This is a genomic window from Pontibacter fetidus, from assembly GCF_010119545.1.
In the GTDB taxonomy this organism is placed as follows: Bacteria; Bacteroidota; Bacteroidia; order Cytophagales; family Hymenobacteraceae; genus Pontibacter; species Pontibacter fetidus.
Window position 1 is genome coordinate 89,441 of sequence record NZ_JAAEAA010000013.1, and the last position, 21,992, is coordinate 111,432.

At 46.9% G+C, this 21,992-nt stretch carries 21 protein-coding genes; 13 read left to right on the forward strand and 8 right to left on the reverse strand.

Annotated features, from left to right (window positions below; genetic code table 11):
- The first annotated feature begins 339 nt into the window (after nucleotides 1-339).
- Together bshC and GWO68_RS11345 are read left to right on the forward strand one after the other, a co-directional pair.
- Entirely contained in the window at nucleotides 340-1,917 is a 1,578-nt protein-coding gene (bshC, locus tag GWO68_RS11340) for a bacillithiol biosynthesis cysteine-adding enzyme BshC (RefSeq protein WP_162346564.1), read from the forward strand.
- Complete coding sequence (locus GWO68_RS11345; protein ID WP_162346565.1) at nucleotides 1,917-2,492, forward strand: 5-formyltetrahydrofolate cyclo-ligase; 576 nt, start codon at nucleotides 1,917-1,919, stop codon at nucleotides 2,490-2,492. Before bshC ends, GWO68_RS11345 begins: the two co-directional genes overlap by 1 nt.
- A 5-nt stretch (nucleotides 2,493-2,497) precedes the next feature.
- Here the strand turns inward: GWO68_RS11345 and GWO68_RS11350 are convergent, their stop codons facing one another.
- The 3 genes from GWO68_RS11350 to mnmD form a co-directional block, all read right to left on the reverse strand.
- Entirely contained in the window at nucleotides 2,498-3,634 is a 1,137-nt protein-coding gene (locus GWO68_RS11350; RefSeq protein ID WP_162346566.1) for an endonuclease/exonuclease/phosphatase family protein, read from the reverse strand.
- A gap of 132 nt (nucleotides 3,635-3,766) precedes the next feature.
- A complete protein-coding gene (locus GWO68_RS11355) occupies nucleotides 3,767-4,111 on the reverse strand; it encodes a hypothetical protein (RefSeq protein WP_162346567.1) in 345 nt (114 codons plus the stop codon).
- Between the two features lie 159 nt (nucleotides 4,112-4,270).
- Complete coding sequence (mnmD, locus tag GWO68_RS11360) at nucleotides 4,271-4,948, reverse strand: tRNA (5-methylaminomethyl-2-thiouridine)(34)-methyltransferase MnmD (protein ID WP_162346568.1); 678 nt, start codon at nucleotides 4,946-4,948, stop codon at nucleotides 4,271-4,273.
- Between the two features lie 220 nt (nucleotides 4,949-5,168).
- On the opposite strand from mnmD, the gene GWO68_RS11365 reads away from it, so the two are divergent.
- Nucleotides 5,169-5,600 (forward strand): thioesterase family protein, encoded by a 432-nt coding sequence (locus GWO68_RS11365; protein ID WP_162346569.1) that lies wholly within the window; start codon nucleotides 5,169-5,171, stop codon nucleotides 5,598-5,600.
- A gap of 18 nt (nucleotides 5,601-5,618) precedes the next feature.
- Nucleotides 5,619-6,692, forward strand: coding sequence for a 23S rRNA (adenine(2503)-C(2))-methyltransferase RlmN (rlmN, locus tag GWO68_RS11370; RefSeq protein WP_162346570.1), 1,074 nt, complete (start codon nucleotides 5,619-5,621; stop codon nucleotides 6,690-6,692).
- 86 nt (nucleotides 6,693-6,778) lie between these two features.
- On the opposite strand, the gene GWO68_RS11375 is transcribed toward rlmN, so the two are convergent.
- From GWO68_RS11375 to GWO68_RS11385, 3 genes are all read right to left on the reverse strand, one after another.
- Nucleotides 6,779-7,741, reverse strand: a complete 963-nt coding sequence (locus GWO68_RS11375; protein WP_162346571.1) for a YihY/virulence factor BrkB family protein — start codon at nucleotides 7,739-7,741, stop codon at nucleotides 6,779-6,781.
- A gap of 170 nt (nucleotides 7,742-7,911) precedes the next feature.
- Nucleotides 7,912-9,354: a DUF4403 family protein gene (locus tag GWO68_RS11380; RefSeq protein ID WP_162346572.1), complete on the reverse strand. Its 1,443-nt coding sequence runs from the start codon at nucleotides 9,352-9,354 to the stop codon at nucleotides 7,912-7,914.
- 1,119 nt (nucleotides 9,355-10,473) lie between these two features.
- On the reverse strand, nucleotides 10,474-11,448 hold the full coding sequence (locus GWO68_RS11385) for an NAD-dependent epimerase/dehydratase family protein (RefSeq protein WP_162346573.1): 975 nt from the start codon (nucleotides 11,446-11,448) through the stop codon (nucleotides 10,474-10,476).
- Nucleotides 11,449-11,792: 344 nt separating this feature from the next.
- Here GWO68_RS11385 and GWO68_RS11390 point away from each other — a divergent pair, with 344 nt between their 5' ends.
- The 3 genes from GWO68_RS11390 (at nucleotide 11,793) to GWO68_RS11400 (ending at nucleotide 14,630) form a co-directional block, all read left to right on the forward strand.
- Nucleotides 11,793-12,977 carry a hypothetical protein gene (locus tag GWO68_RS11390; RefSeq protein ID WP_162346574.1) on the forward strand — a complete coding sequence of 395 codons (1,185 nt, stop codon included), beginning with the start codon at nucleotides 11,793-11,795 and terminating at the stop codon, nucleotides 12,975-12,977.
- Nucleotides 12,978-13,032: 55 nt separating this feature from the next.
- Nucleotides 13,033-14,229, forward strand: a complete 1,197-nt coding sequence (gene kbl / locus GWO68_RS11395; RefSeq protein ID WP_162346575.1) for a glycine C-acetyltransferase — start codon at nucleotides 13,033-13,035, stop codon at nucleotides 14,227-14,229.
- Between the two features lie 182 nt (nucleotides 14,230-14,411).
- Nucleotides 14,412-14,630: a PLDc N-terminal domain-containing protein gene (locus GWO68_RS11400; RefSeq protein ID WP_162346576.1), complete on the forward strand. Its 219-nt coding sequence runs from the start codon at nucleotides 14,412-14,414 to the stop codon at nucleotides 14,628-14,630.
- A gap of 154 nt (nucleotides 14,631-14,784) precedes the next feature.
- Here the strand turns inward: GWO68_RS11400 and cdaA are convergent, their stop codons facing one another.
- Together cdaA and folP are read right to left on the reverse strand one after the other, a co-directional pair.
- Nucleotides 14,785-15,627 (reverse strand): diadenylate cyclase CdaA, encoded by an 843-nt coding sequence (gene cdaA / locus GWO68_RS11405; protein WP_162346577.1) that lies wholly within the window; start codon nucleotides 15,625-15,627, stop codon nucleotides 14,785-14,787.
- On the reverse strand, nucleotides 15,624-16,481 hold the full coding sequence (folP, locus tag GWO68_RS11410; protein WP_162346600.1) for a dihydropteroate synthase: 858 nt from the start codon (nucleotides 16,479-16,481) through the stop codon (nucleotides 15,624-15,626). Before folP ends, cdaA begins: the two co-directional genes overlap by 4 nt.
- Nucleotides 16,482-16,525: 44 nt before the next feature.
- Here folP and GWO68_RS11415 point away from each other — a divergent pair, with 44 nt between their 5' ends.
- The 6 genes from GWO68_RS11415 to GWO68_RS11440 all read left to right on the forward strand — a co-directional run bounded on the left by GWO68_RS11415 (nucleotide 16,526) and on the right by GWO68_RS11440 (nucleotide 21,853).
- Complete coding sequence (locus GWO68_RS11415) at nucleotides 16,526-17,071, forward strand: DUF1599 domain-containing protein (RefSeq protein ID WP_162346578.1); 546 nt, start codon at nucleotides 16,526-16,528, stop codon at nucleotides 17,069-17,071.
- Nucleotides 17,072-17,585: 514 nt separating this feature from the next.
- On the forward strand, nucleotides 17,586-18,683 hold the full coding sequence (locus GWO68_RS11420; RefSeq protein WP_162346579.1) for a BT_3928 family protein: 1,098 nt from the start codon (nucleotides 17,586-17,588) through the stop codon (nucleotides 18,681-18,683).
- Between the two features lie 145 nt (nucleotides 18,684-18,828).
- Complete coding sequence (locus GWO68_RS11425) at nucleotides 18,829-19,470, forward strand: hypothetical protein (protein ID WP_162346580.1); 642 nt, start codon at nucleotides 18,829-18,831, stop codon at nucleotides 19,468-19,470.
- A 13-nt stretch (nucleotides 19,471-19,483) separates the two neighbouring features.
- Nucleotides 19,484-20,545 carry an ABC transporter permease gene (locus GWO68_RS11430; protein ID WP_162346581.1) on the forward strand — a complete coding sequence of 354 codons (1,062 nt, stop codon included), beginning with the start codon at nucleotides 19,484-19,486 and terminating at the stop codon, nucleotides 20,543-20,545.
- An 89-nt stretch (nucleotides 20,546-20,634) separates the two neighbouring features.
- Nucleotides 20,635-21,141, forward strand: a complete 507-nt coding sequence (locus GWO68_RS11435; protein ID WP_162346582.1) for a shikimate kinase — start codon at nucleotides 20,635-20,637, stop codon at nucleotides 21,139-21,141.
- 103 nt (nucleotides 21,142-21,244) lie between these two features.
- Nucleotides 21,245-21,853: a sterol desaturase family protein gene (locus GWO68_RS11440; protein WP_162346583.1), complete on the forward strand. Its 609-nt coding sequence runs from the start codon at nucleotides 21,245-21,247 to the stop codon at nucleotides 21,851-21,853.
- Nucleotides 21,854-21,992: the final 139 nt, after the last annotated feature.

Genomic DNA, 21,992 nt, shown 5'->3' on the forward strand with positions numbered 1-21,992 from the left:
AAAAATTTGTCTGAATCAGGATTTATAGGATTTTAATAGATAAGGGAGGGTGATTAGAAATTTCCCTCCTTGGACTACCGAGAAGTGATTTCGAGCGTAGCTCTGAGGGGCAGGGGTGGTTTGATTTGCCAACTATAAAACGATACACCCAGACACTAGCAGGAGCTTCGCACACTGCTAGGTCTAAAAAACCGGTAAATCCTTGGGGTAGGGGCCTTACTTATATTTCAGACAAAAAAATAAAAGCCGTACTTTGTGGCGTGGGCGGTAAACTATAGTTTGCCTGAAACACAAACCCGATAAAGCTGTTAAAGTAGCTATAAAACAACCTCGCTCCTGATGGAAGTTACCACTATGAAGATCACGAAGATGGATTATGCCGCCACCGGCGCCTTCTCGCAAACTATAGCAGACTACCTTGCCCAAAACGGTAAGCTGAAACCGTTCTATAACCGTTTCCCTACTATAGCTGCGTTTGAAGCCCAGCTGCAGGAGAAAAGGTTTGGCCAGGAGCAAAGGCAGGTGTTGCACAGGGCGTTGCAGGAGCAGTATCGTTCTGTAGCAGAGGTCAACCCGAAGGTGCAGCAGAATCTGGACTTGTTGTTGCAGTCGAATACTTATACCATCACCACGGGTCACCAGCTCAATATCTTTACCGGACCGCTGTACTTTGTTTATAAGATCATAACGGCCATAAACACCTGTAAGCAATTGCAGGCAGCTTACCCCAACTATAACTTTGTGCCGGTTTACTGGATGGCCACCGAAGACCACGACTTTGCCGAGATCAACCACTTTAATTTGTTTGGAAAAGCCTACCGTTGGGAGAGTGAGCAGAAAGGTGCGGTGGGCAGATTTACAACCGAAGGCCTGGAGCAACTGTTGGATGAACTGCCTGAGCAATTCCCTGTTTTTGAAGACGCCTATCGCAACAATAAAACCTTAGCCGATGCCACCCGCGACATTACCCATAGTTTGTTTGGCGAGTACGGCCTGGTAACGATTGATGGCGACCATGCAGAACTCAAGAAAGCGTTAACACCTATAGTTGAGAAAGAACTGACCGAAAATCTATCGCATAAGCTGGTTTCGGAAACAAGTGCGCAGCTGGAGGAGCTGAACTATAAACCGCAAGTATTTTCCCGCGAGATCAACCTATTTTACCTGAAAGACGGCTTGCGTGAGCGAATAGTAGAAGAAGGCGGCAACTATAAGATCCTGAATACGAATATCAGTTTTACGAAGGAAGAAATACTACAACTTGCTAAAGAACACCCGGAGCAGTTCAGCCCGAATGTAATACTCAGGCCGCTGTACGAAGAACTGATACTACCTAACCTGGCTTATATAGGTGGCGGTGCCGAAGTGGTGTACTGGTTCCAGTTGAAGCAGGTATTTGAGTACTATAAGGTAGCTTTCCCGATGCTGATGCTGCGTAACTCTGCGATGTATATAAACCGCGGTAACGCCAGCCGTATGCACAAACTGGGCCTGACGCCGGAGGAGCTGTTTAAGCCATACCTAGAATTAAAGAAATACCTTTCGAGCCAACTTCACGAAGAAGAGATAAGCCTGGAAGCGCAACGCCAAACTATAGATGCGGCTTTTAAGGAAGTAGAAAAGCTAGCTCAAACTATAGACCAGACCTTGGTAAAAGCCGTAGCCGCCGAAGAGCAGAAAGCGCACAATGCCCTGCAGATGCTGGAAAAGAAAATCTCAAAAGCGCGCGACAGCAAACACGAGCAAACCTTTAAGCAACTCGAAAACCTGAAAGAGAAACTATATCCGGGCGGCAGCCTGCAGGAACGCCACGACAACCTGCTTTCCATTCAAGCCAACAACCCCGACTTTATAGCTGCTTTGGTTGATGCTTTCGAGCCACTGGAGTTTAAATTTACCATACTGGAGGAAGAATAATGCTGAAGGCAGAGCTTCGGAAACTGATGCTGCAAAAGCGCAGAGCGTTGCCTACTGAAGAAGTGCAGCGCCGCAGCGAAAGAATTGCGGATCAGTTTTTCTCTAACTTTCCATTGCGTCCGGGGCAAATGGTGCACGTATTTCTGCCTATAGTTAAGAACAACGAAGTAAACACCTGGCCAATCATAGAACGGTTAAGGCTGCAGTACCCAAAAGTGCGTGTAGCCGTTCCGGTAACCGATGTAGCCCAAAATATCCTGACGCATCACCACCTCACGGATGATGCAATACTAATCGAAAACCCCTGGGGAATACCCGAACCGCAAAATGCGCAGCACATACTGGCTCCCGAAGTTGATATAGTTTTAATTCCGTTACTGGCTTTTGACAACACTGGTCACCGGGTAGGCTATGGCAAAGGCTTCTACGACCGTTTTTTAGCTGACTGCAAACCAGATGTACTGAAAGTAGGATTATCGCTGGAGCCGCCCGTGCCAACTATAGCTGACCCCAACCCATTTGATGTGCCACTGGATGCCGTGGTAATGCCGGATGGAGTCTGGTGGAATAAGTAGCGGATCTATTCTGATTTTCCTTCGCGTTTATCTTCTGCAGCTTCTTCTTTGCCTTCTTCTATTATTTCGGATGCGTCTTCCTGGGTTTGTTCATCGGCTTCCGGCTCTACCTGTTCGTATTTATTTTCCGGAGAAAAACTTAACCTGATATACATCGGGAAGTGGTCTGATTCGATATTGGATAGCCGCTTTATACTTTCCAGCTTAAAATGGGTAGAGTGGAAAACATGGTCGAGGGGCCAACGCAGGATAAGGTAGTTGGCATTAAATGTATTGTAAAAACCTCGGCCCAGGCGCGGGTCCAATAGTCCGCTCACTTCCTGGAAAAGCTCTGTTGTGCGCGACCAGGCCACGTCGTTAAAATCGCCGGCTACCACTACCGGGTATTTAGAGTTGGCAATGTCGCGGGCAATCATCACAATCTCCGCATCGCGTTTTTCAGAAGTGGCATCCTCGGTGGGCACAGGTGGTTTGGGGTGTACTACATGTAATTCTACCCACACGCCGTTGCGTAGTTTCACAAATGTTTTGATAGACGGAATATCCTTATCGAGGAGGTAATCTACTTTTTGCTGGCGCAGGGGTAATTTGCTGTAAAGGTGCATGCCATACGTGTTTTGGAGGGGGATCTCGACGCGGTAAGGAAATTTTTTAGTAGCAGGTTGCATAGCCTGTTGCCAAACCGAGTCAGACTCTAACAATAACACTATGTCAGGTTCCTGTTTTTGGATGAGGGCTATCAGTTTGCCATGTTCCTTGTTATACATCAGCACATTAGATACCAGCAGACTAAGCATGGCATCAGTTGGGCTGTCTTTAGCAGCATCTTTTACCTCTTTAGGTGCCAAAAAAGTATAGGGGTAAATGTTGACGGCCTGGTAAACTATAGCTACCAGCAGGGCTACCAACAGAAATTTATCGCGTTTGCGGGTTTTTGGGGCCAGCCAGTTATAAAGTAGTAAGCTAACTATAGCAAGTGTAAAAAGCTGTAGCCTGGGGTAATCGAAGACCCGTATGTACCACTCCTGTGAGGGGAGCAGCGGCAGAAAAGTGGCAAGTATAGCAAAGCTGGCCAGGGCTTGTAGCGTTATAACTAAAGCAGGACGCCTGATAAGGGCAGAGGGTTTGGGTGCAACTGACAAAGTATAGTTTAAACAGTATATGTGCAGCAATACGCAATAGCGTAACCGAAGTTAAGCTTAGCCAGTTACCCGAAAACAAAAACGCCCTGCCGGCGCTAACCAACAGGGCGTTTATAAATGCAGCCGTAGCTGTTATTTCTTTTTCTTGCCTTTGTTCAGGCTTTTCAGGTGCTGTACCGGGCCAAACTCGGCCTGCTCTATAGTTCTGCCGCCGATGTATATCTTGCGCAGCTGTACCTCTACAGGAGCCATAGTCTTGGTCATATCAGATGATACAACTTTGGTATAAAATTCTTTTGCTTTAACAGATGCGCCACGCTCAAAAGCATGCTTCTGCTCGTTTTTGCTAACCGGCAAACCCGGTATAACCTGGTAAGTAGTACAAACCACTTCGTACTTAGACTGGAATGGCTTTACAACGCCACGGCCAATTGCCTTTATCGGGCTTACTATTACGTTTGTAAATAATTTCTTCATTATGGCTAAAAGGGTAAAGGATGTTTCATGCTAATGCAAAATACTACATTATCCGTAAAGTTAAAGTTCACTTGCTAAATAAAACTATAAATGCAATGCAGTTACAGCTATAGTTATACTTTAAGATAGGCAATTGGCTGATAGCCAGCCAGCAAGTAACTATAGCACAGGCCTGATGCCACGGGTCATTTCGCGTTTGCCGGGAGGGCCGGGCAAAGCCTCTACTATAAAACCGGCCGCTTTCAGGTTGCGCTTAAAAGCTCCTTTGGCACAATACGTAACCAGTATACCGCCAGGCCGCACGGCGTTGTATAGTTTGGTAAATACTTCTTCGGTCCAGAGTTCGGGCTGTTTTTCGGGCGCGAATGCGTCAAAATACACTACATCGTAATAAGCTTCCGGCGGGCAGAACTCCTCCAGTGTTTCGTGTATCTTTTGTAAGGTAAAGTAAGGGCTCAGGTCTGTCGGCTGGTTCCAGGGGGCGGCATGCATCTTTTTAAAATTATCGAGCAATTCCGGGTTAAGAATAAATTGCTCAAAATGCAGCTGGTCCACGATTTCGGCGGTAAGCGGGTACTTCTCCAGCGTGTCGTATTGGATAAACGCCTGCTGGGTCAGCGCAAACGGTAAGGTAAGTATCGCATTAAGGCCTGTACCAAACCCGATTTCAAGTATCTTTACATCGCGCTTCTGCTCCAGGGCATACTCCAGGCCGTGCTTTATAAACACATGCTGCGACTCCTGCAACGCGCCGTGCACCGAATGGTAATGCTCGTTCAGATCAGGAACATACAGGGTGTTAGAGCCATCTTTGGTCTGGCGTATCTCGAGATGCATGACTTATTAAGGTAAGCTACAAATGTAAGCATATCCGCTTACTGTCTGCAACTATTAATGATTAATTAGGAATGATTAATAACTAAAATATTTAAAAATTCTGAGCCACAGATTAATAAAGGTTTATAGGATTAAACTTGACTAAAAATCCTGTTCATCATTTTAATTACCCTTAAATCTGGGGCTCATACTATTAACCATCAACAACCAGCAATAAAAAATGGCACGCATAAAAGCAACTATACCAGCCCACAAACATTTTACAGCAACTATACCGGTGCGCGTAACCGACCTTAACTATGGCAACCACCTGGGCAACGATGCCCTGCTCTCTATTATGCACGAAGCCCGCATGCAGTTGCTTGGCAATTTTGGGTGGAGCGAACTACAGATTGGCGGTGCCAGCATGATTATGGCCGACGTGGCGATAGAGTATAAGGGCGAAGGTTTTTACGGCGATGTGCTAACGATTGACCTGGCTTTCGACGACATCAATAAGTATGGTTTTGATATTACGTACCACGTGCTCAACCAAAATGGCAAAGAAGTAGCTCGTGCAAAAACCGGCATGCTGTGCTTTAACTATACCGAGCGCAAGCTAATGCCCCTGCCCGACGAAGTAAAGGCTAAAATTGAAACTAATGCCGGCTGATTTTTGTAATTTTGCAGTATGACTTTGATCGCAGATATTCCTATTCTTAATAAAAAAGATATTCGTAAGCTGAAGCTCGACGACCTGAAAGCCTGGTTGGTAGAGATCGGTGAAAAGCCTTTCCGTGCCAAGCAGATCTATGAATGGCTTTGGAAGCACTCAATTCAGTCGTTTGCCGAGATGAACAACGTGAGCCTTGCCCTGCGCGAAAAGCTGGAGCAGCACTTTGCCATTAACGCCGTTCAGGTAGCCACCGAGCAGCTGAGCAACGACGGAACTATAAAATCTGCGTTTAAACTATACGACAGCAACATTGTAGAAGGCGTACTGATACCGCACGACGAGCGCAAAACAGCCTGCGTGAGTAGCCAGGTTGGTTGCTCGCTTACCTGTAAGTTCTGCGCCACCGGCTACATGGACCGCGTCCGTAACCTCGATGCCGCTGAAATTTACGACCAGGTAGTGCGTATTAACGAGCAAAGCCTTCGCCAGTACGGTACACCGCTTACGAACATTGTGTATATGGGTATGGGCGAGCCGATGCTGAACTATGCCAACGTCATGCAGAGCATCGAGCGCATTACGGCCCACGATGGCCTGGGTATGGCTGCGCGCCGCATTACGGTAAGCACTGCTGGTATTGCCAAAATGATCAAGAAAATGGCGGATGATGGTGTGAAAGCGAACCTAGCCTTGTCGCTGCATGCGGCGAACGACGAGAAGCGCAACCAGATCATGCCAATCAACGAGACCAATTCTCTGGAAGCCCTGAAAGATGCGTTGAAGCATTATCATCAGGTAACGGGCCGCAAGGTAACCTATGAGTACATTGTGTTCGATAACTTTAACGATACCCTGCAGGATGCTGAAGAACTGTTACGCTTCTCGAAGATCATCCCGTGCAAGATCAATCTGATAGAGTATAACCCGATTGCAAACGCTGATTTTGTGAATACCGATGACGATCGTCTGCAGAACTTTATTTATTACTTAGCAGATCGTGGGTGCCAGGTAAACGTGCGCCGTAGCCGTGGTAAAGACATTGATGCTGCCTGCGGACAGTTAGCTGTAAAAGAAAAACAGCAGGCTTAAACTATAGCCAGCCAAACTATAAACCCCGGGTGTTAAGGCAGCCGGGGTTCTTTTTTGTATCTAGTCTAACTCCAAAGCAATATCACTTACGGATTCTTGTTATATCGGCCTTCTGCTTTTGGTCTGCCGCTTTTGGTGTCCTGTTTGTCTTCGGTAACTTCTACGGAGCGCACAAACACGGCGTGTGGTTTTGGGCGGATGTGTTGGCCGTATTTTTCAGCGTACTGCTGCGTAAATTCGGCTCCATAAAACACGATCATCGACGAATAATAAATCCAGACAAGGATAACGATAATAGAGCCTGCCGCGCCGTAAGCTGAGCCCGGGTCGGAAGTGCCAATGTACCAGCTGATCAGAAATTTACCCAACCCAAAAAGCAGCGCCGTTACTACCGCACCAATCAACGTGTCTTTCCAGCGGATAACGCCGTCGGGCAGGTATTTAAAGATGAGGGCAAACAGCAGTGAGATGATACCTACAGAAACTATAAAATCGATGAGCTTGATAACCCAGACACCTACGCCCGGCAGCAGGTCGGAAATGTAGCCGCTCAAAATAGAGATAGCCGCACTCATAACCAGCGAGAACAGCATCAGCAGGGCAATACTCAGTATAATACCAAAGGAGAAAATACGCTCTTTCGCCATGCGCATAATGCCATTGGTAGGCTTCACTTTCAGGTTCCAGACGGTGTTAAGGGACTGTTGTAGCGTTACAAAAAAAGTAGTGCCCGCAAAAATTAACGTACCGATACCAACCCACAGCGCCCAGCCACTTTCGCTGATAGCGGCATTCTTAATAATGCCTTGCACCTGCGTAGCAGCCTCCGGGCCAATTGCTTTTGAAATTTGATTAGAGAGTTCTCCGGATACAGCAGCCTCGCCTAAAAAGAATCCTGCCGCTTTTATGATGATCAGGAGAAGTGGCGGAATAGAAAAAATTGCATTAAAAGCCAGCGCTGCCGCCAGCCGCAACGATTCATTATCCAGAAACTCCGAAACCGAAGACTTCAGAAGCGAGAAGATATCCTTAAAAGTATAAGTAGCCATGCGTTTGTGCCGTTTGTTAGGTTTTTGATTACGTTTGGCTACTTATGATAGTTGGATTTTAGCTTTTAGCATGCTGTACTGAGCTTATCTGCTATAGTTACTAAAGTAAAAAAACAGGGTACTGCCACTAATAGCAATACCCTGTTCGGCAAATTTGTTTTACGCTTAAACTATAGTTTGTCTATAGTAGCTGATAGGTTTCCTTTTGCATTTATTACAGTCCGGATAGCGGTCGGAGTCAGGTAGATGTTATCAGGTTCTATCGTCTGTATCTTGCCTTTCAGTAATACCGATTCGTATACGCGGCCCTGCTTATCCAAAGCCTGCTGCAGCGATTTATGTGCTTCGGTTAGCTGGTCTTTTACCGGTATGTTCACCTGCTGCTGTATCATGTCTTTAAACTTGTTTTTGGCTAACCAACTGGCCGTGTTCAGCAATTTGTCCTTCGTTTCGAGGGTGTAATCTACATCACGCACTTTTATAGATGCCGTGGCTGCATCGTAATAAGGTGTGCCTTTTAAGTATACTTTGCCCACAATTTTTTTGGTGAACAAACCCGCTTTTGTTTTGCCGTTTACATCCAGCATCAGCACCAGTTGGTCGCCGCCAGGCGTTATAGTAGCATCTTTTACGGTTAGCTGGCTTTTGCCTTCGTCGAATTTATAGGTCTGGTTGGCTACCTGCTGCTGCAGCATTTTGCTGGCCTGTGTGTACGGAATATCGGCTGTCAGCCCGACCTGTATGTTATCAGTCAGTTTGTTGTCCAGCACCAGGTTTGGCAGCTTTTTTAGGGATTGCGCTTTGGGCTTTCCGTCGGTGGTTACGTTTATATAAGAGGTAATGCCAATGCGCATAGCCAATGTACCGTTTCGTGCCTGAAGTGGTGTAACTCTAACATCCTGTGGCAACACCTGCAGCCAGGCATTCATGCCGTCATCTACCTTAACCGGCTCCTGCAACATATTCCAGGCTTGCTGCACATATTGTTTTACATTTATCTGCTTCTGTAGTTCGGCATCAAGTTGTTTGGTAAGTGTTGCCATCTGCTTGCGCAGTTCCGGTTCTACAAAGCGGGCCAACCCGATCTTTAGCGGACCCAGTTCCAGCACAGGCTTGGTGTTTCCCCATTCAAAATCGCCGGTGGTAGTGGTCTTTAGTTTATAGTCTTCCGTCAGCCCGATCTTGCTTTCTGTGTTAATCACCATGTCAAACCGGGTGTCTTCAGTCTTATCGATGGCCGGGCAAAGCTTACAAGGGTCCCATTTCCAGCGGCCTTTGGCATAAATATTCAGCGGCACACTAAAGTAGATCTTATCCTTATCAGCCCGGATGCTCATGCGGCCATTCTTGCTCACAGTTACAGCCACATCGTCATCGTCGAGGTTCGTGTCTTTGTATAGTACGCCTGTAAATTGTCGGTTCAGCATTTCCTCTAAAGTAGCCACCTGCACACTTACCGGTATAGTGATAGAAGATAGTTTGGGCTGGTAAACAGGAGCGGCAGCTATAGTTGCAGCAGGTGCTTCGGTTTGCAGTTTAGCGGTGCTGGTGCAGCCGGATAGATAAAGCAACGTTGTAAGCAACAGGGTTGCTATAAAGGGCGTGGTTCTCACGGGGTTATGGTTTTTTCAGAAATTGCGGCGCAAGTTAGTATAGTTTTGGCTTTTGTAACAGCAGGAGGGATGAAATAGTGCCGGCAGAAAGTAATGTTACAAATGTCATTTCGAACAGAGTGAAAAATCTGAGTTTACTAGACCTAACAGCGTGCGCAGCTCCTGTTAGCGTCTAATGCTATAGTTGGTTATTTGTCATTCCGAGCACTCCTGAGACACGAGTCGAAAGGAGCCAGCGTAGCTGTGAGAAATCTTATGTGTCCTATAATATCTTTTTGTCATTTCTAACAAAGTGAGAAATCTATCTCGAACTATAGTTGGTTATAGTCGCTAGCTTGAACCAAGCCTTCGTTTTAAATCCCATCCATTCCTGGGAGCTCTACTTGCCTATCATTTCAACTTTACTTTGGTGCCCTCACGGCCGGGAGGCCCCGTCATCGGGCATCGCGCTGCTGCCTTCTTGCTATCCTCCTGTGTCGGATTGGCTAACGCCACCGCAACAAGTCAAAGGCGCTCAACCCAAAGACTGCGATCTTTCTTCTATTGACCTGTATCTATAGTTTGAACTTTCTCGCTTCGACTTTTTTCATGTAGTATTTTCGTAGGGACAGGTCGCGACCTGTCCGCATCATGGACTGAAATTATGAAACTATAGCTTTAACTATAGCAAAAGCAGAAAATTCCCCTCTTGAGAGGGGCTAGGGGTGTGTTCTAGCAAAGGCCTAACGCATCTTTCCACAAGATCCTTCCAGGATGACAGAAAAAGTGGTAAGTAAAAACTCCCTTTCCTGTTTTTAGGAGAGGGTTAGGGAGAGGTAAAACAAGGGCAGTTGGACCACGCTAACTATGGAACTACAAGTAACGCCTTTGCCTGTCCCTGTCGGGCCAGTTGCATCTGGAGATACAACATCATAGTTCGACACGAGCGTGGACGCTCGCGCCAGCAATTATTAACAATAAAACTATAGTTTAATCCTGTAAATCCTAAAATCCTGCAAATCCTGATTCAGACAAAACTCCAGCTTTTCAAAAGGAGAGGGCTGGGGTGAGGTTCAATCCTGATTCGAACAAAACAAAAACCCCCTCCTTTTTTTAGGAGGGGGTAGGGGGAGGTAAACCTTAAACAGCCTGCTCTTGCTTCATTTTCTTTAAGTTCAGCAACATATCAGCGGTCATGGCATCCAGGTCGTAGGCTGGTTTCCAGTTCCAGTCCTGTTGGGCGGCGCTGTCGTCTATGCTTTGTGGCCACGAGTCGGCGATTTGCTGGCGCGAGTCTGGCTTGTAACTGATCTCGAATTCAGGAATATGCTTTTGAATAGATGCTGCGATCTCTTTCGGGGAGAAGCTCATGGCGCTCAGGTTATACGAGCTGCGTACTTTTACCTGTTCTGCCGGGGCGTGCATTAAATCCAGGGTAGCTTTCAGGGCATCCGGCATGTACATCATCGGCAGGTAGGTGTTCTCGCTCAGGAAGCATTCGTAGCTGGCGCTTTCCAGGGCCTGGTGGTAAATATCTACGGCGTAATCTGTGGTGCCACCGCCCGGTAATGCTTTGTATCCTATCAGGCCAGGGTAGCGCAGGCTGCGCACATCTAAGCCATACTTCTCGAAATAATATTCGCACCAGCGTTCGCCGGCCTGCTTGCTGATACCATACACCGTGTTTGGGTCCATGATGGTGTGCTGCGGGGTGTTCTGGCGTGGCGTGTTCGGGCCGAAAACGGCGATGGAACTAGGCCAGTAAACCTTCTCTACTTTATGCTCCAGGGCCAGGTCCAGCACGTTAAACAGGCCGTCCATGTTAAGTTTCCAGGCAAATTTCGGGTTCTTTTCGCCGGTGGCCGACAACACAGCTGCCAGGTGATAGATCTGCTTGAATTTATACTTTGCGGCCAGTTCGCCCATTGCCTTGGGGTCCAGCACGTCTATTTTTTCGAAAGGTCCGGAGTCGCGCAGGTCGGCATGTTTGGGAGCTGCAATATCTGCCGCCACTACATTACTTCCGCCATACATATTGCGCAGTTCCATAGTTAGTTCTGAGCCAAGCTGGCCGCTCGAACCAATTACCAGTACCGTATCAGTTGTGTTTGCCATAGTTACGCTAAATCGTTTGCACAAAGTAACCTATTTCGGTGCAATACTGAAAGAGTAGCGAATAAGAAACACAAGGGCTTATGCGATTTGGATAGGAGAATGTTGCTTAAATGCAAAAAGAGAGCATCTGCCGGCTGCAAACACTCTCCTGCACTAAAACTAATCTAACTTTTAACTCACCTTACAACAAAGGTACTCAGCGGGGTGCAGCTACAAAACAGGTAACAGCAGACTTAAAGATTAAATAATATTAGCCCGAAAAGCAGTTGGTGCCGTACTGGCTTGTGCAGCGGATTTGCCTATATTTGTAAGCATAAGCCTGTGTTTTACAAGACGGCCAGTACATGACATTTGAAGAATACCTTGTAAAGAAGCGCATCAATAAAGCTGCATTTGCTGCCGGCGACCCCGTACGTTTTGCTGCCTGGGCCGATATGTATGACCAGATGCACCAGAACAGCTTTTACATTGCCACTAAAATGGTGATAAACGATGTGCGCCTAAGGTATCATTTAAAAGAGGAAGATGTGCCGAAAGCCGCGCCTGCACCTGCAGCAGCAAAACCAGTTATGCGCCGTGCTGCTCCTGCGGCCTCCGAAACTATGGAGACTGCGGAGCCTGCCGTTCCACAGGAAACACCGGAAGCTGCGCCAGCACCACGACCAGTTGTAAAGCGCCCGACCACAGCCAGACCAACTATAGCTAAACCTGCTGCAACCGAAGGCGAAACTATAAAGACCGACGAAGCTCAGCCTGAGAAAGCAGCAGAGCCGGGTAAAGCGCGTCCGGTTATAAAAAGGCCGGTAATTGCCAGACCTGCGCCAACTACAGAAGGTGAAAACACAGCGGACAAACTGGCAACTGAAAGCCCTGTGCCGGCCCGTCCACGACCGGTAATAAAGCGCCCGGCTGCGTTACAGAAACATGCTACGGATGAACCCGAATCCAGCATACCCGCTGAGCCAACTATAACTCCGGAAACCGAAGCCTCGAAACCAGCTGCGCGACCAAGACCAGTTATCAAAAGGCCAGCAGCTCTACAGAAATCAGCTGAAGAAAAACTACCGGAAACGGAAAAGCCAACTATAGAACCGACCGGAGAAACTATAAAACCGGAAGAAACTATAGTTTCAGGTGAAGCAGAGGCACCAAAGCCTTTACGACCAAGGCCAGTTATAAAACGCCCGGTTGCGTTGCAGAAACCTGGAACCGAAGAAACAAAGCCTGAGGAAACAAAAACTCCAGAGCAAACTATAAACGCTACGGAAGAACCTGCTGCACCAAAGCCGCCCAGGCCACGACCAGTTATCAAAAGGCCAACGCCAGCTGCAGGGCAAACTATACCGGATGCCAAACGGGAAGAGCTGAACCCAGCTCCAGCTATAGAAAACTCTGAACCAGCGCAGCCAACTATAAACGAAGCAAAAACAGATCAGCCCGAGGCATCGGCACCAGACGAAACGATACAGCCAAAGCCGCCGCGCCCAAGGCCCATTATTAAAAGGCCACCGCCAAAAACCGACATATAACTATAGTTTATGCTATCTTAGAGCGAATAACGAACAACGATAAACGAATAACGAAATGTACGAAACCTTAAAACCAGACCTGGAACAGCAGCTTGCTGAGATAAAAGAGGCCGGACTATATAAGCAGGAACGCATTATCACCACGCCGCAGGGCGCCGATATCGACACCACGCAACAGCCGCATGTGCTTAACTTTTGCGCCAACAACTATCTGGGCCTTTCGGCGCACCCGAAGGTAATTGAAGCCGCCAAAGAAGCCATCGATACGCATGGTTATGGCATGAGCTCGGTACGTTTTATCTGCGGTACCCAGGATATCCACAAAGAACTGGAGCGCAAGATCTCTGAATTTTTAGGTACCGAAGACACCATTCTGTATGCTGCTGCTTTTGATGCGAACGGCGGTGTGTTTGAACCCCTGTTCGGCGAAGATTCAGCTATTATTTCGGATGCGCTGAACCATGCGTCTATTATTGATGGCGTGCGTTTGTGCAAGGCACAGCGTTTCCGTTACGAGCACAACAACATGGCCGACCTGGAAGCCAAATTACAGGAAGCTGTGGACGCCAATACCAAGCACCGCATCATCGTTACCGACGGTTCTTTCTCGATGGACGGCACCATTGCCCAGCTGGATAAAATTGTAGAACTGGCCGATAAATACAAGGCGCTTATCATGATAGATGAGTGCCATAGTTCGGGCTTTTTGGGTAAGACCGGCCGTGGCACGCATGAGTACCGTGGTGTAATGGGCAAGATCGATATCATAACAGGCACGTTGGGCAAAGCGCTTGGTGGTGCGATGGGTGGTTTCACATCAGGCCATAAAGAAGTGATTGAAATGCTGCGTCAGCGCTCACGTCCGTACCTGTTCTCTAACTCGCTGGCGCCGTCTATAGTTGGCGCTTCTATTGCCGTGTTGGATTTGCTGAGCTCAACTACCGAACTGCGCGATAAACTGGAGTGGAACACCAGATATTTCCGTGAGAAGATAACAGAAGCCGGTTTTGACATTAAACCAGGAGACCACCCGATTGTGCCGGTAATGCTGTACGATGCCCCACTCGCCCAGGAGTTTGCCGCCCGCATGCTCGACAAAGGTATATACGTGATAGGTTTTTACTACCCGGTGGTACCAAAAGGCCAGGCCCGCATCAGAGTACAGATATCAGCTGTGCACGACAGGGTGCATTTGGATAAATGTATCGCTGCCTTTACCGAAGTTGGTAGAGAGCTTGGTGTGATCAAGTAAGGTCAGCTGTAGTTTGTCTTCCCCTGCATTCGCTGGCGCGAGCTTGTAGCTTGTGTCCTGGTTTCATATTAAGCACGAGCTACAAGCTCGCGCCAGTGAAACAGAAAAGCCACTCTTAAAACTGGAGTGGCTTTTTTTATATTTCAAATTTAGTAACTTGATGTTTAAACTATAGATAAGGCATGGAATTCGTAACCCCTAGCATCAACAACTTTGCTTATAGTGCCATCTTTACACTGATTATAGTTTACTATGTCGGCGCTTTTATCTCCCTGATTCACTTAATATTTAAAACAGACTATGACCTGAAAGAGCGCCTGCTCTGGATGTTGGTGCTGTGGCTGGTGCCTATACTTGGGCTGATATTTTATTGGGTAAACTGGCGCAAAAGGAAATTATAATTATCTGAACCACAGATTAATTAAGATTAATCAGATTGATGGGATAGATAGCTAAACCAGCATGTCCTGATTCAGACAAAAAAGACGCAATATATTGCATCTCTGCATAATCAATCCAATCTCACAAATCACCATTAATCCCGGTTCAGACAAACTATGCAGCGCTTACGGAGTTCTCGGAAGCACTTATACTTGGGCGCTGGTCTGTGTCGAACAGGAACTGGTTGAGTTTTACGCGTAGGTCTGAGGAAGATAAGTTTCGGAAAGCCTCACCATTACGCACTAGTGCAATCTGGCCGGTCTCTTCCGAAACTACCAAAACTATACTGTCTGTGATCTCGGTTAAGCCAATAGCCGCGCGGTGTCGCAAACCCATAGAAGCCGGGATTTCCTGGTTTTCAGAAACGGGAAGTATGCAGCGGGCCGCTTTAATCCGGTTGCTGGCAATAATTACAGCACCATCGTGCAGGGGGCTGTTCTTGTTAAAAATTGACATCAGCAAGCGCTTCGAAACAACAGCATCTATCAGGTCACCGGACTCGGCGTAGTATTTTAGCTCCGAGCTTTTAGCGAACACGATAAGGGCACCGGTGTTTTTGGCTGCCAGCGATTTTGCAGCTTCAATAAAAGGCGTAAGGCTTAGCTTTTCGGTTGGCTCGCGGCGCCACGGAAATCCCCGGAAAAAGCGGTCGTTGTTAAAGGCGGTGGTCTTACCGATCATCAGCAGGAAACGGCGAATCTCGGGCTGGAAAAGTATAATGGCGGCCAGTACACCTACACCCATAAACTGCCCCAGAATAATGGTAAGCAACTCCATGCCGGCAGCACGAACCACCAGGTATAGCAGGTAAATAGAGAGCAAGCCTAAAAAGATCTTGAGCGCCACGCTACCGGTTAGCAGCTTATATAGTTGGTATAAAAGCGCCGTTACGAGCAGTATGTCGATAATGTCGAGCAGCTCGATCTCTAAAAACCCTATGCTGAATAAAAATATCAAAGTGTTGTTTTCTTGTATAGTTCTACTGCCTGCTTGGTTTCTTTTACGTCGTGCACGCGCAAAATATTGGCTCCTTTGGTTAAAGCAATGGTGTTTACAACTGTAGTTCCGGTCAGGGCATCGGTCTGATGAATACCCAGCGTTTTGTACACCATCGATTTACGCGACATGCCCACCAGTACAGGTAAGCCCAATATACGCAAATCTTCCAGACGGTTAAGCAACTCGAAGTTATGTTCTGTAGTTTTTGCAAACCCGAAGCCGGGGTCAAGTATAATATCGTTAACGCCGAGCCGGGTAAGTTTATGCACTTGCTGCTGCAGTTCGTCCAGCACTTCTATCGTTACATCGCTATAGTTGGCAAACGTTTGCATATTTTGCGGCGTACCGCGCATGTGCATCAGTATGTACGGAACCTGCAACCGGGCTACAGTTTCAAACATTTGCTCATCCAATGTACCGCCTGCCACATCGTTAACTATAGCCGCGCCTGCTTTTATAGTTGCTTCTGCCACATCTGCCCTAAACGTATCTACCGAAAGAATAACATCCGGAAACTCCCGAACTATAGCTTCGATGGCCGGTATCAGCCTGTCCTGTTCTTCCTGCGACGAAATATCTGCAGCGCCGGGGCGCGTGGAATAACCGCCAATATCCAGTATGTCGGCCCCTTCGGAGAGCATTACGCGGGCACGTTCAACGGCTTCTTCGGTGGAGCTCAGGCGGCTGCCGGGGTAAAAAGAATCGGGGGTAACGTTCAGGATGCCCATCACCAGCGGCGTGTCCAGGGAGAGGAGCTTTCCGCGGCAATTGAGTGTGGTTTTTTTCTTAAAAAGCGTATCTTTCGATTCCAATGTAGGCACTTCGGTCTATTGATTTTAAAATTAAAGCTAAAAAGTTGATTAGTCAAACACTCCAGGAATATAATCAGGTAGTACAGCGCTGCAAAGACACTTTTGTGAAGAAAACGAAAGACTATGGCACGGCCTGGCGCGTGCTGCGGCTACCTTCTATTACCGATCAGATCTTTATTAAGGCGCAGCGCATCCGCTCTATACAGGAAAAGGGCAAGCAGTTGGTGGAAGACGACATCCGCGATGAGTTTGTAGGCATTATTAACTACTGCGTGATCGCCCTGATGCAGCTAGAGTTGCCAGTAGATGCCGAGCAAACCCTGCCAGCCGAAGAAGTAGAACGCCTGTACACGCACCACATAGAAGAGAACATAAAGCTGCTTACAGCCAAAAATCACGATTACGGCGAAGCCTGGCGCGACATGCGTGTCAGCTCTATTACAGACATTATCCTGATGAAACTATACCGTACCAAGCAGATAGAAGACAACGAAGGCCAGACGCTGATCTCGGAAGGTGTAGAAGCCAACTACCGCGACATGATCAACTACGCCGTTTTCGCGCTGATAAAGCTGGGTGCTGGGGAATAACCTCCCCCTAACCCCCTCCTAAAAACAGGAGGGGGAATTTATAGGTTATAGTTGCTTGTCTCTTTTTGTCATTCCGAGCGCAGCCGAGGAATCTTATACAGCAAATGGACACATAAGATGTCTCGACTGCGCTCGACATGACAGTGAGATTTATAGTTATACTTTGGACATGAAGGTAAAAGAGAATATACACTTAGTTATCGCTGTAACTATAAACCTACTTCTTGTTTGGCTGTTGCTTAAGGCCACTTGGGAGGGAAATGATAAAGCAGTAATTTTTGTGTTCGTCTTTTACCCGTTGCTGATTTTGTTGAATGCTTTGCTCTGGCAGGTTTTTAGAAAGCGCAGCAGCGTTTCGAGAGTTTATAAGATCACAACCTTTGGCTTGATAATACTTTTTCTGCCAGTTCTGATTATGGCAACATCATATTAGAAACTATAAAACTTATAACCTATATAAACATATACCTAACCCCCTCCTGTTTTTAGGAGGGGGCAGGGGGAGGTAAAAACCATGAAATACATCACCAAATTCTTCTGGCTCTTTGTGGGCGTGCTGTTCATCTTTTCCGGTCTTATTAAGATAAACGACCCGGTAGGTACCGCCATAAAACTGGAAGAGTATTTCGAAGTTTTCTCGACTGACATTGCGCCGTTCTTTAAATCGCTGGAGCCGGCTGCGCTGCTCCTGTCTATTTTCCTGAGTGCGCTGGAGATTGTGCTGGGCGTTGCCTTGCTGGTGCGCTGGAAATTGAAAGAAGTGCTGTGGCTGCTGCTGGCCATGATCGTGTTCTTCACTTTCCTGACATTCTATTCTGCCTATTTCAACAAAGTAACCGACTGCGGCTGCTTCGGCGATGCTATTAAACTTACGCCTTGGGAGTCGTTTACCAAAGACATTGTTCTGCTCGTAATGATCATTGTGCTGCTGATGACGCAGCGTTACCTGCAGCCTTTTATCAGCCAAAAGATGGGTGCAACTATAACGGCACTTACAGCTATACTTTCGGTGGGCATTGGCTGGTACGCTTACGAAAACCTGCCTTACATCGACTTCCGCGCTTACAAAATAGGCAATAACATACCGACGCTCATGAAGCCATCGGCACCGCTGAAGTATAAATATGTGATGACCAAAGGCAGCGAAGAGCAGGAGTTCCTGGAGTACCCAACCGACACCACCTGGACTTTTAAAGAAATGGTAGCAATTAACCCGGAAGATGGCCCTAAGATCACTGATTTCAACGTCTGGAACGACGAAGGCGACCATACGCAGGAAGTGCTGACCGGCACTAAGCTGGTTATAGTAGTGCAAAGTATAGCAAAAGCCAGCACCGAGAATTTTGACAAAATAAATGCATTGGTAGCAGATGCCGAAAAGCAGGGCATTACCCCAATCGTTATCACAAGCAGCGGCGCACAGGAGTTCGAGGCATTCCGGCACGAAGTTAACCTGGCTGCTCCGTATTATTTCGGTGATGGCACGGTGCTTAAAACCATTATTCGCTCTAATCCGGGTATCTGGTTATTAAAAGATGGAACCACCAAAGGCCTATGGCACCATAACAACACCCCAACTATAGAAGAGGTGAAAGCTTTAATTGCTGATTAATAACTGTTGATTGTTGCATATCTTGTCATGTCGAGCGCAGTCGAGACATCTTATTTGTCCAACTAATGTGCTGTATAAGATCCCTCGGCTACGCTCGGAATGACAACTATAAACTATAGTCGCTAAAAAGTATAGAAGGTAATTGATGAGAAATTGGTTTGTATTAGCTCTGCTGGGATTTACGTTGCTTTCTTGCAAAGAGAAAGTCGTACAAATTCCGGTATGTGAATATAAAACTGATGATCCACAGCTGCAGGTATATAATGACTTATTAATAGAATTAGTTGAAGAACAATTCCATAATCTGAGTTTCGGCGAGGTTATCACAGATGCTACTAGTTTTAAAACAATATTTTTAAGCCATAATAGCTATCACAGAGAGCTTTTCGGAGAGTTTAGAGATGGTTTATGGAAGACCCCGACTCCTGCTGCAGGTGATGAAATAAGGCCTTTGCTTTCAGAGTATGGTTTAGACAATGCCGCCATTTTTGCAAACTTTAGTAAAGCACAGCAAAAGTACATAGCTTCTGATTTTCAAGCCTGTACTTTTAAAGTTGGCGCCTTAGGTAAAGCTGAAAACTTGTTTGAACTAGAATCGAAACAGAAAGAAAATTTAATTGGTCAGGTAAGCTTCTCTGAAATACACTGGAATAAACAGCGGGATAAAGGAGTCTTATACTATGAATTTTACTGTGGCACTAAGTGCGGTAAAGGAGAGCTGATTAGTTTTGAAAAAGTGAATGGGCGCTGGAGAATCTCGGACAGCGTGCAACTTTGGGTATCTTAAAAATATATTATACATGAAATTCATAGGATTTATACTTAGCCGACTGGGGCACGGCCTGCTGATCATGCTGGGTGTGTTGGTGGTGGTATTTTTCCTGTTTAACGTGTTGCCCGGCGACCCGGTGGCTATGCTGGCCGGCCAACGCTCCGACCTGAGCACCCGTGAAGCCATTACCAAAGACCTGGGCCTGGATAAACCACTGCCAGCGCAGCTGCTGTACTATATAAACGATGTGTCGCCATTGTCGGTGCACGAGGATACAGAGGCTAACCAGCAGAAGTATGAATACAGTACTATAGTTGACTTTGGAGAAGATGCTTTGGTTTGGAAAACGCCTTACCTGCGCCGCTCATTCCAGAGTAACAAAAGCGTAACCGATATCCTGTTAGATCATTTTCCGGGCACGTTGTGGCTGGCTGTAGCTGCTATGCTTATTGCCACGGTGTTCGGGATACTTTTCGGGGTGCTGGCTTCTCTTAAACCGCATAGCACTTTAGACCATACTTTAATCACCACATCTGTTTTAGGCATTTCGGTACCATCGTTTGTGGCGGCTATACTTATTGCCATCACCTTCGGGTTTTACTGGAGCGACTGGACAGGCCTTAGCCTGACCGGGCAACTATACGAGATCGACCCTTTTGAAGGAAAAGAACTGAAACTACGAAATCTACTGCTACCAGCTTTTGCGTTGGGTATTCGTCCGTTGGCGGTTATAGTTCAGCTTACGCGTAGTTCTATGTTAGATGTGATGTCGCAGGATTATATTCGTACAGCGCGCGCCAAAGGCCTGAATAGAAGCAAAGTTATAGTTAACCACGCCCTCAAAAACGCCCTGAACCCGGTGGTTACGGCTGCATCGGGTTGGATGGCTTCGCTGATGGCTGGCGCATTCTTTATCGAGTACATTTTTAACTGGAAAGGATTAGGCTCGGTAACTATACAAGCTGTTCAGAATCTGGATTTTCCGTTGGTTATGGGGGCCACCTTGTTTGTTGCGTTCCTGTTTGTACTCATCAACATCTTCGTAGACCTGCTCTACGCCGCCCTCGACCCACGCGTGAAACTTGATTAATGAGTAATTAATAATGACGAATGATTAATATCAAGATGAATTCAGACCACAATTATTCATTACTCATTCCTAATTAATCATTAAAGAAAATGCTAATTTTCTTAATCGGTATGATGGGCAGCGGCAAGACCACTCTGGGCAAAGAACTGGCTACAGAACTGAACTATAGTTTCGTGGACCTGGATGCCTTTATCGAGGAAAAAGAAGGCAGAACTATAGCGCAAATTTTTGAACAGGAAGGGCAGGAGCGGTTCCGGAAAATAGAACGCGAGGCGCTGCAAACTATAGTTGCCAACTATAAAAACGCCATAGTTGCTACTGGCGGCGGCACACCCTGCTTCTTCGATAACATGGCCCTGATGAATGCTGGCGGTGAGACCATTTTCCTGGATGTACCTGCCGAATTTATTGCCCAAAGACTCTCACAGTCAGACTTATCTACGCGTCCGCTGCTAGCTGGCAAAACACAATCCGAACTATTCTCGTTTGTAGGCGAAACATTAGCCGAACGCCGGCAATTTTATGCGCAGGCAAAACACATAGTTGCGCGCCCGCCGTATACTATAGATGCATTGCTGGCGTTGTTTTCGCTGTAATTACAGGTACCACTACCCTGGGTTTTTTCTTGTTTCCGGCGAAGCAGTTTTCCTGGATTTTAAAGTTTTGCGTACTGAAACAACTCATACCTAACCTATAACTATGAAACCTAATCACAAAGGACGTGCGCAGATCTTCGCGAACCCCGTTCTCGAACGACTGACCAGAACCCACATTGCCCTCCCTATTTTTATCTTTATTGCCATCTCGGTGGGTTTAATTTACTATGGCCTTACCTATGGCTTTATAGATGTGGCAGAAGCGATTGGCCTGTTTATACTGGGCTGGTTTATTTTCAGCCTGATGGAGTATTCGGCACACCGTTTTATTTTTCATATGGATACGGATACGCCTGCAAAAGCGCGCATTCAGTACACGTTCCATGGCAACCACCACGATTACCCGAAAGACAAAGAGCGCCTGGCCATGCCGCCTATCGTTAGTGTGCTGATCGCCTCGTTCCTGTTTTTTGTGTTTAAGCTGCTATTTGGGCAGTTGGTGTTTGGCATAGTGGCAGGCATGTTGTTCGGGTATGCCATGTACTTATTTGTGCACTATGCGGTTCATGCCTACGCACCGCCTAAAAATTTCCTCAAAACACTCTGGATCCACCACAGCATCCATCATTACAAAGATCCGGATGTAGCCTACGGTGTGTCGTCGCCGCTCTGGGATTACCTGCTGGGTACCATGCCGAAACGAGCAAAGTAATATAACTATAGTTTTACGACGTGTTAGGGAGCCCCGGGCTCCCTTTTTTATTGCTACAACCAGCCACTTTTAGCTAATTATGATATAGTGTATAACTAATGTTTAAACACTGTATGTGTCTGATTTACAGCAGAGGCTA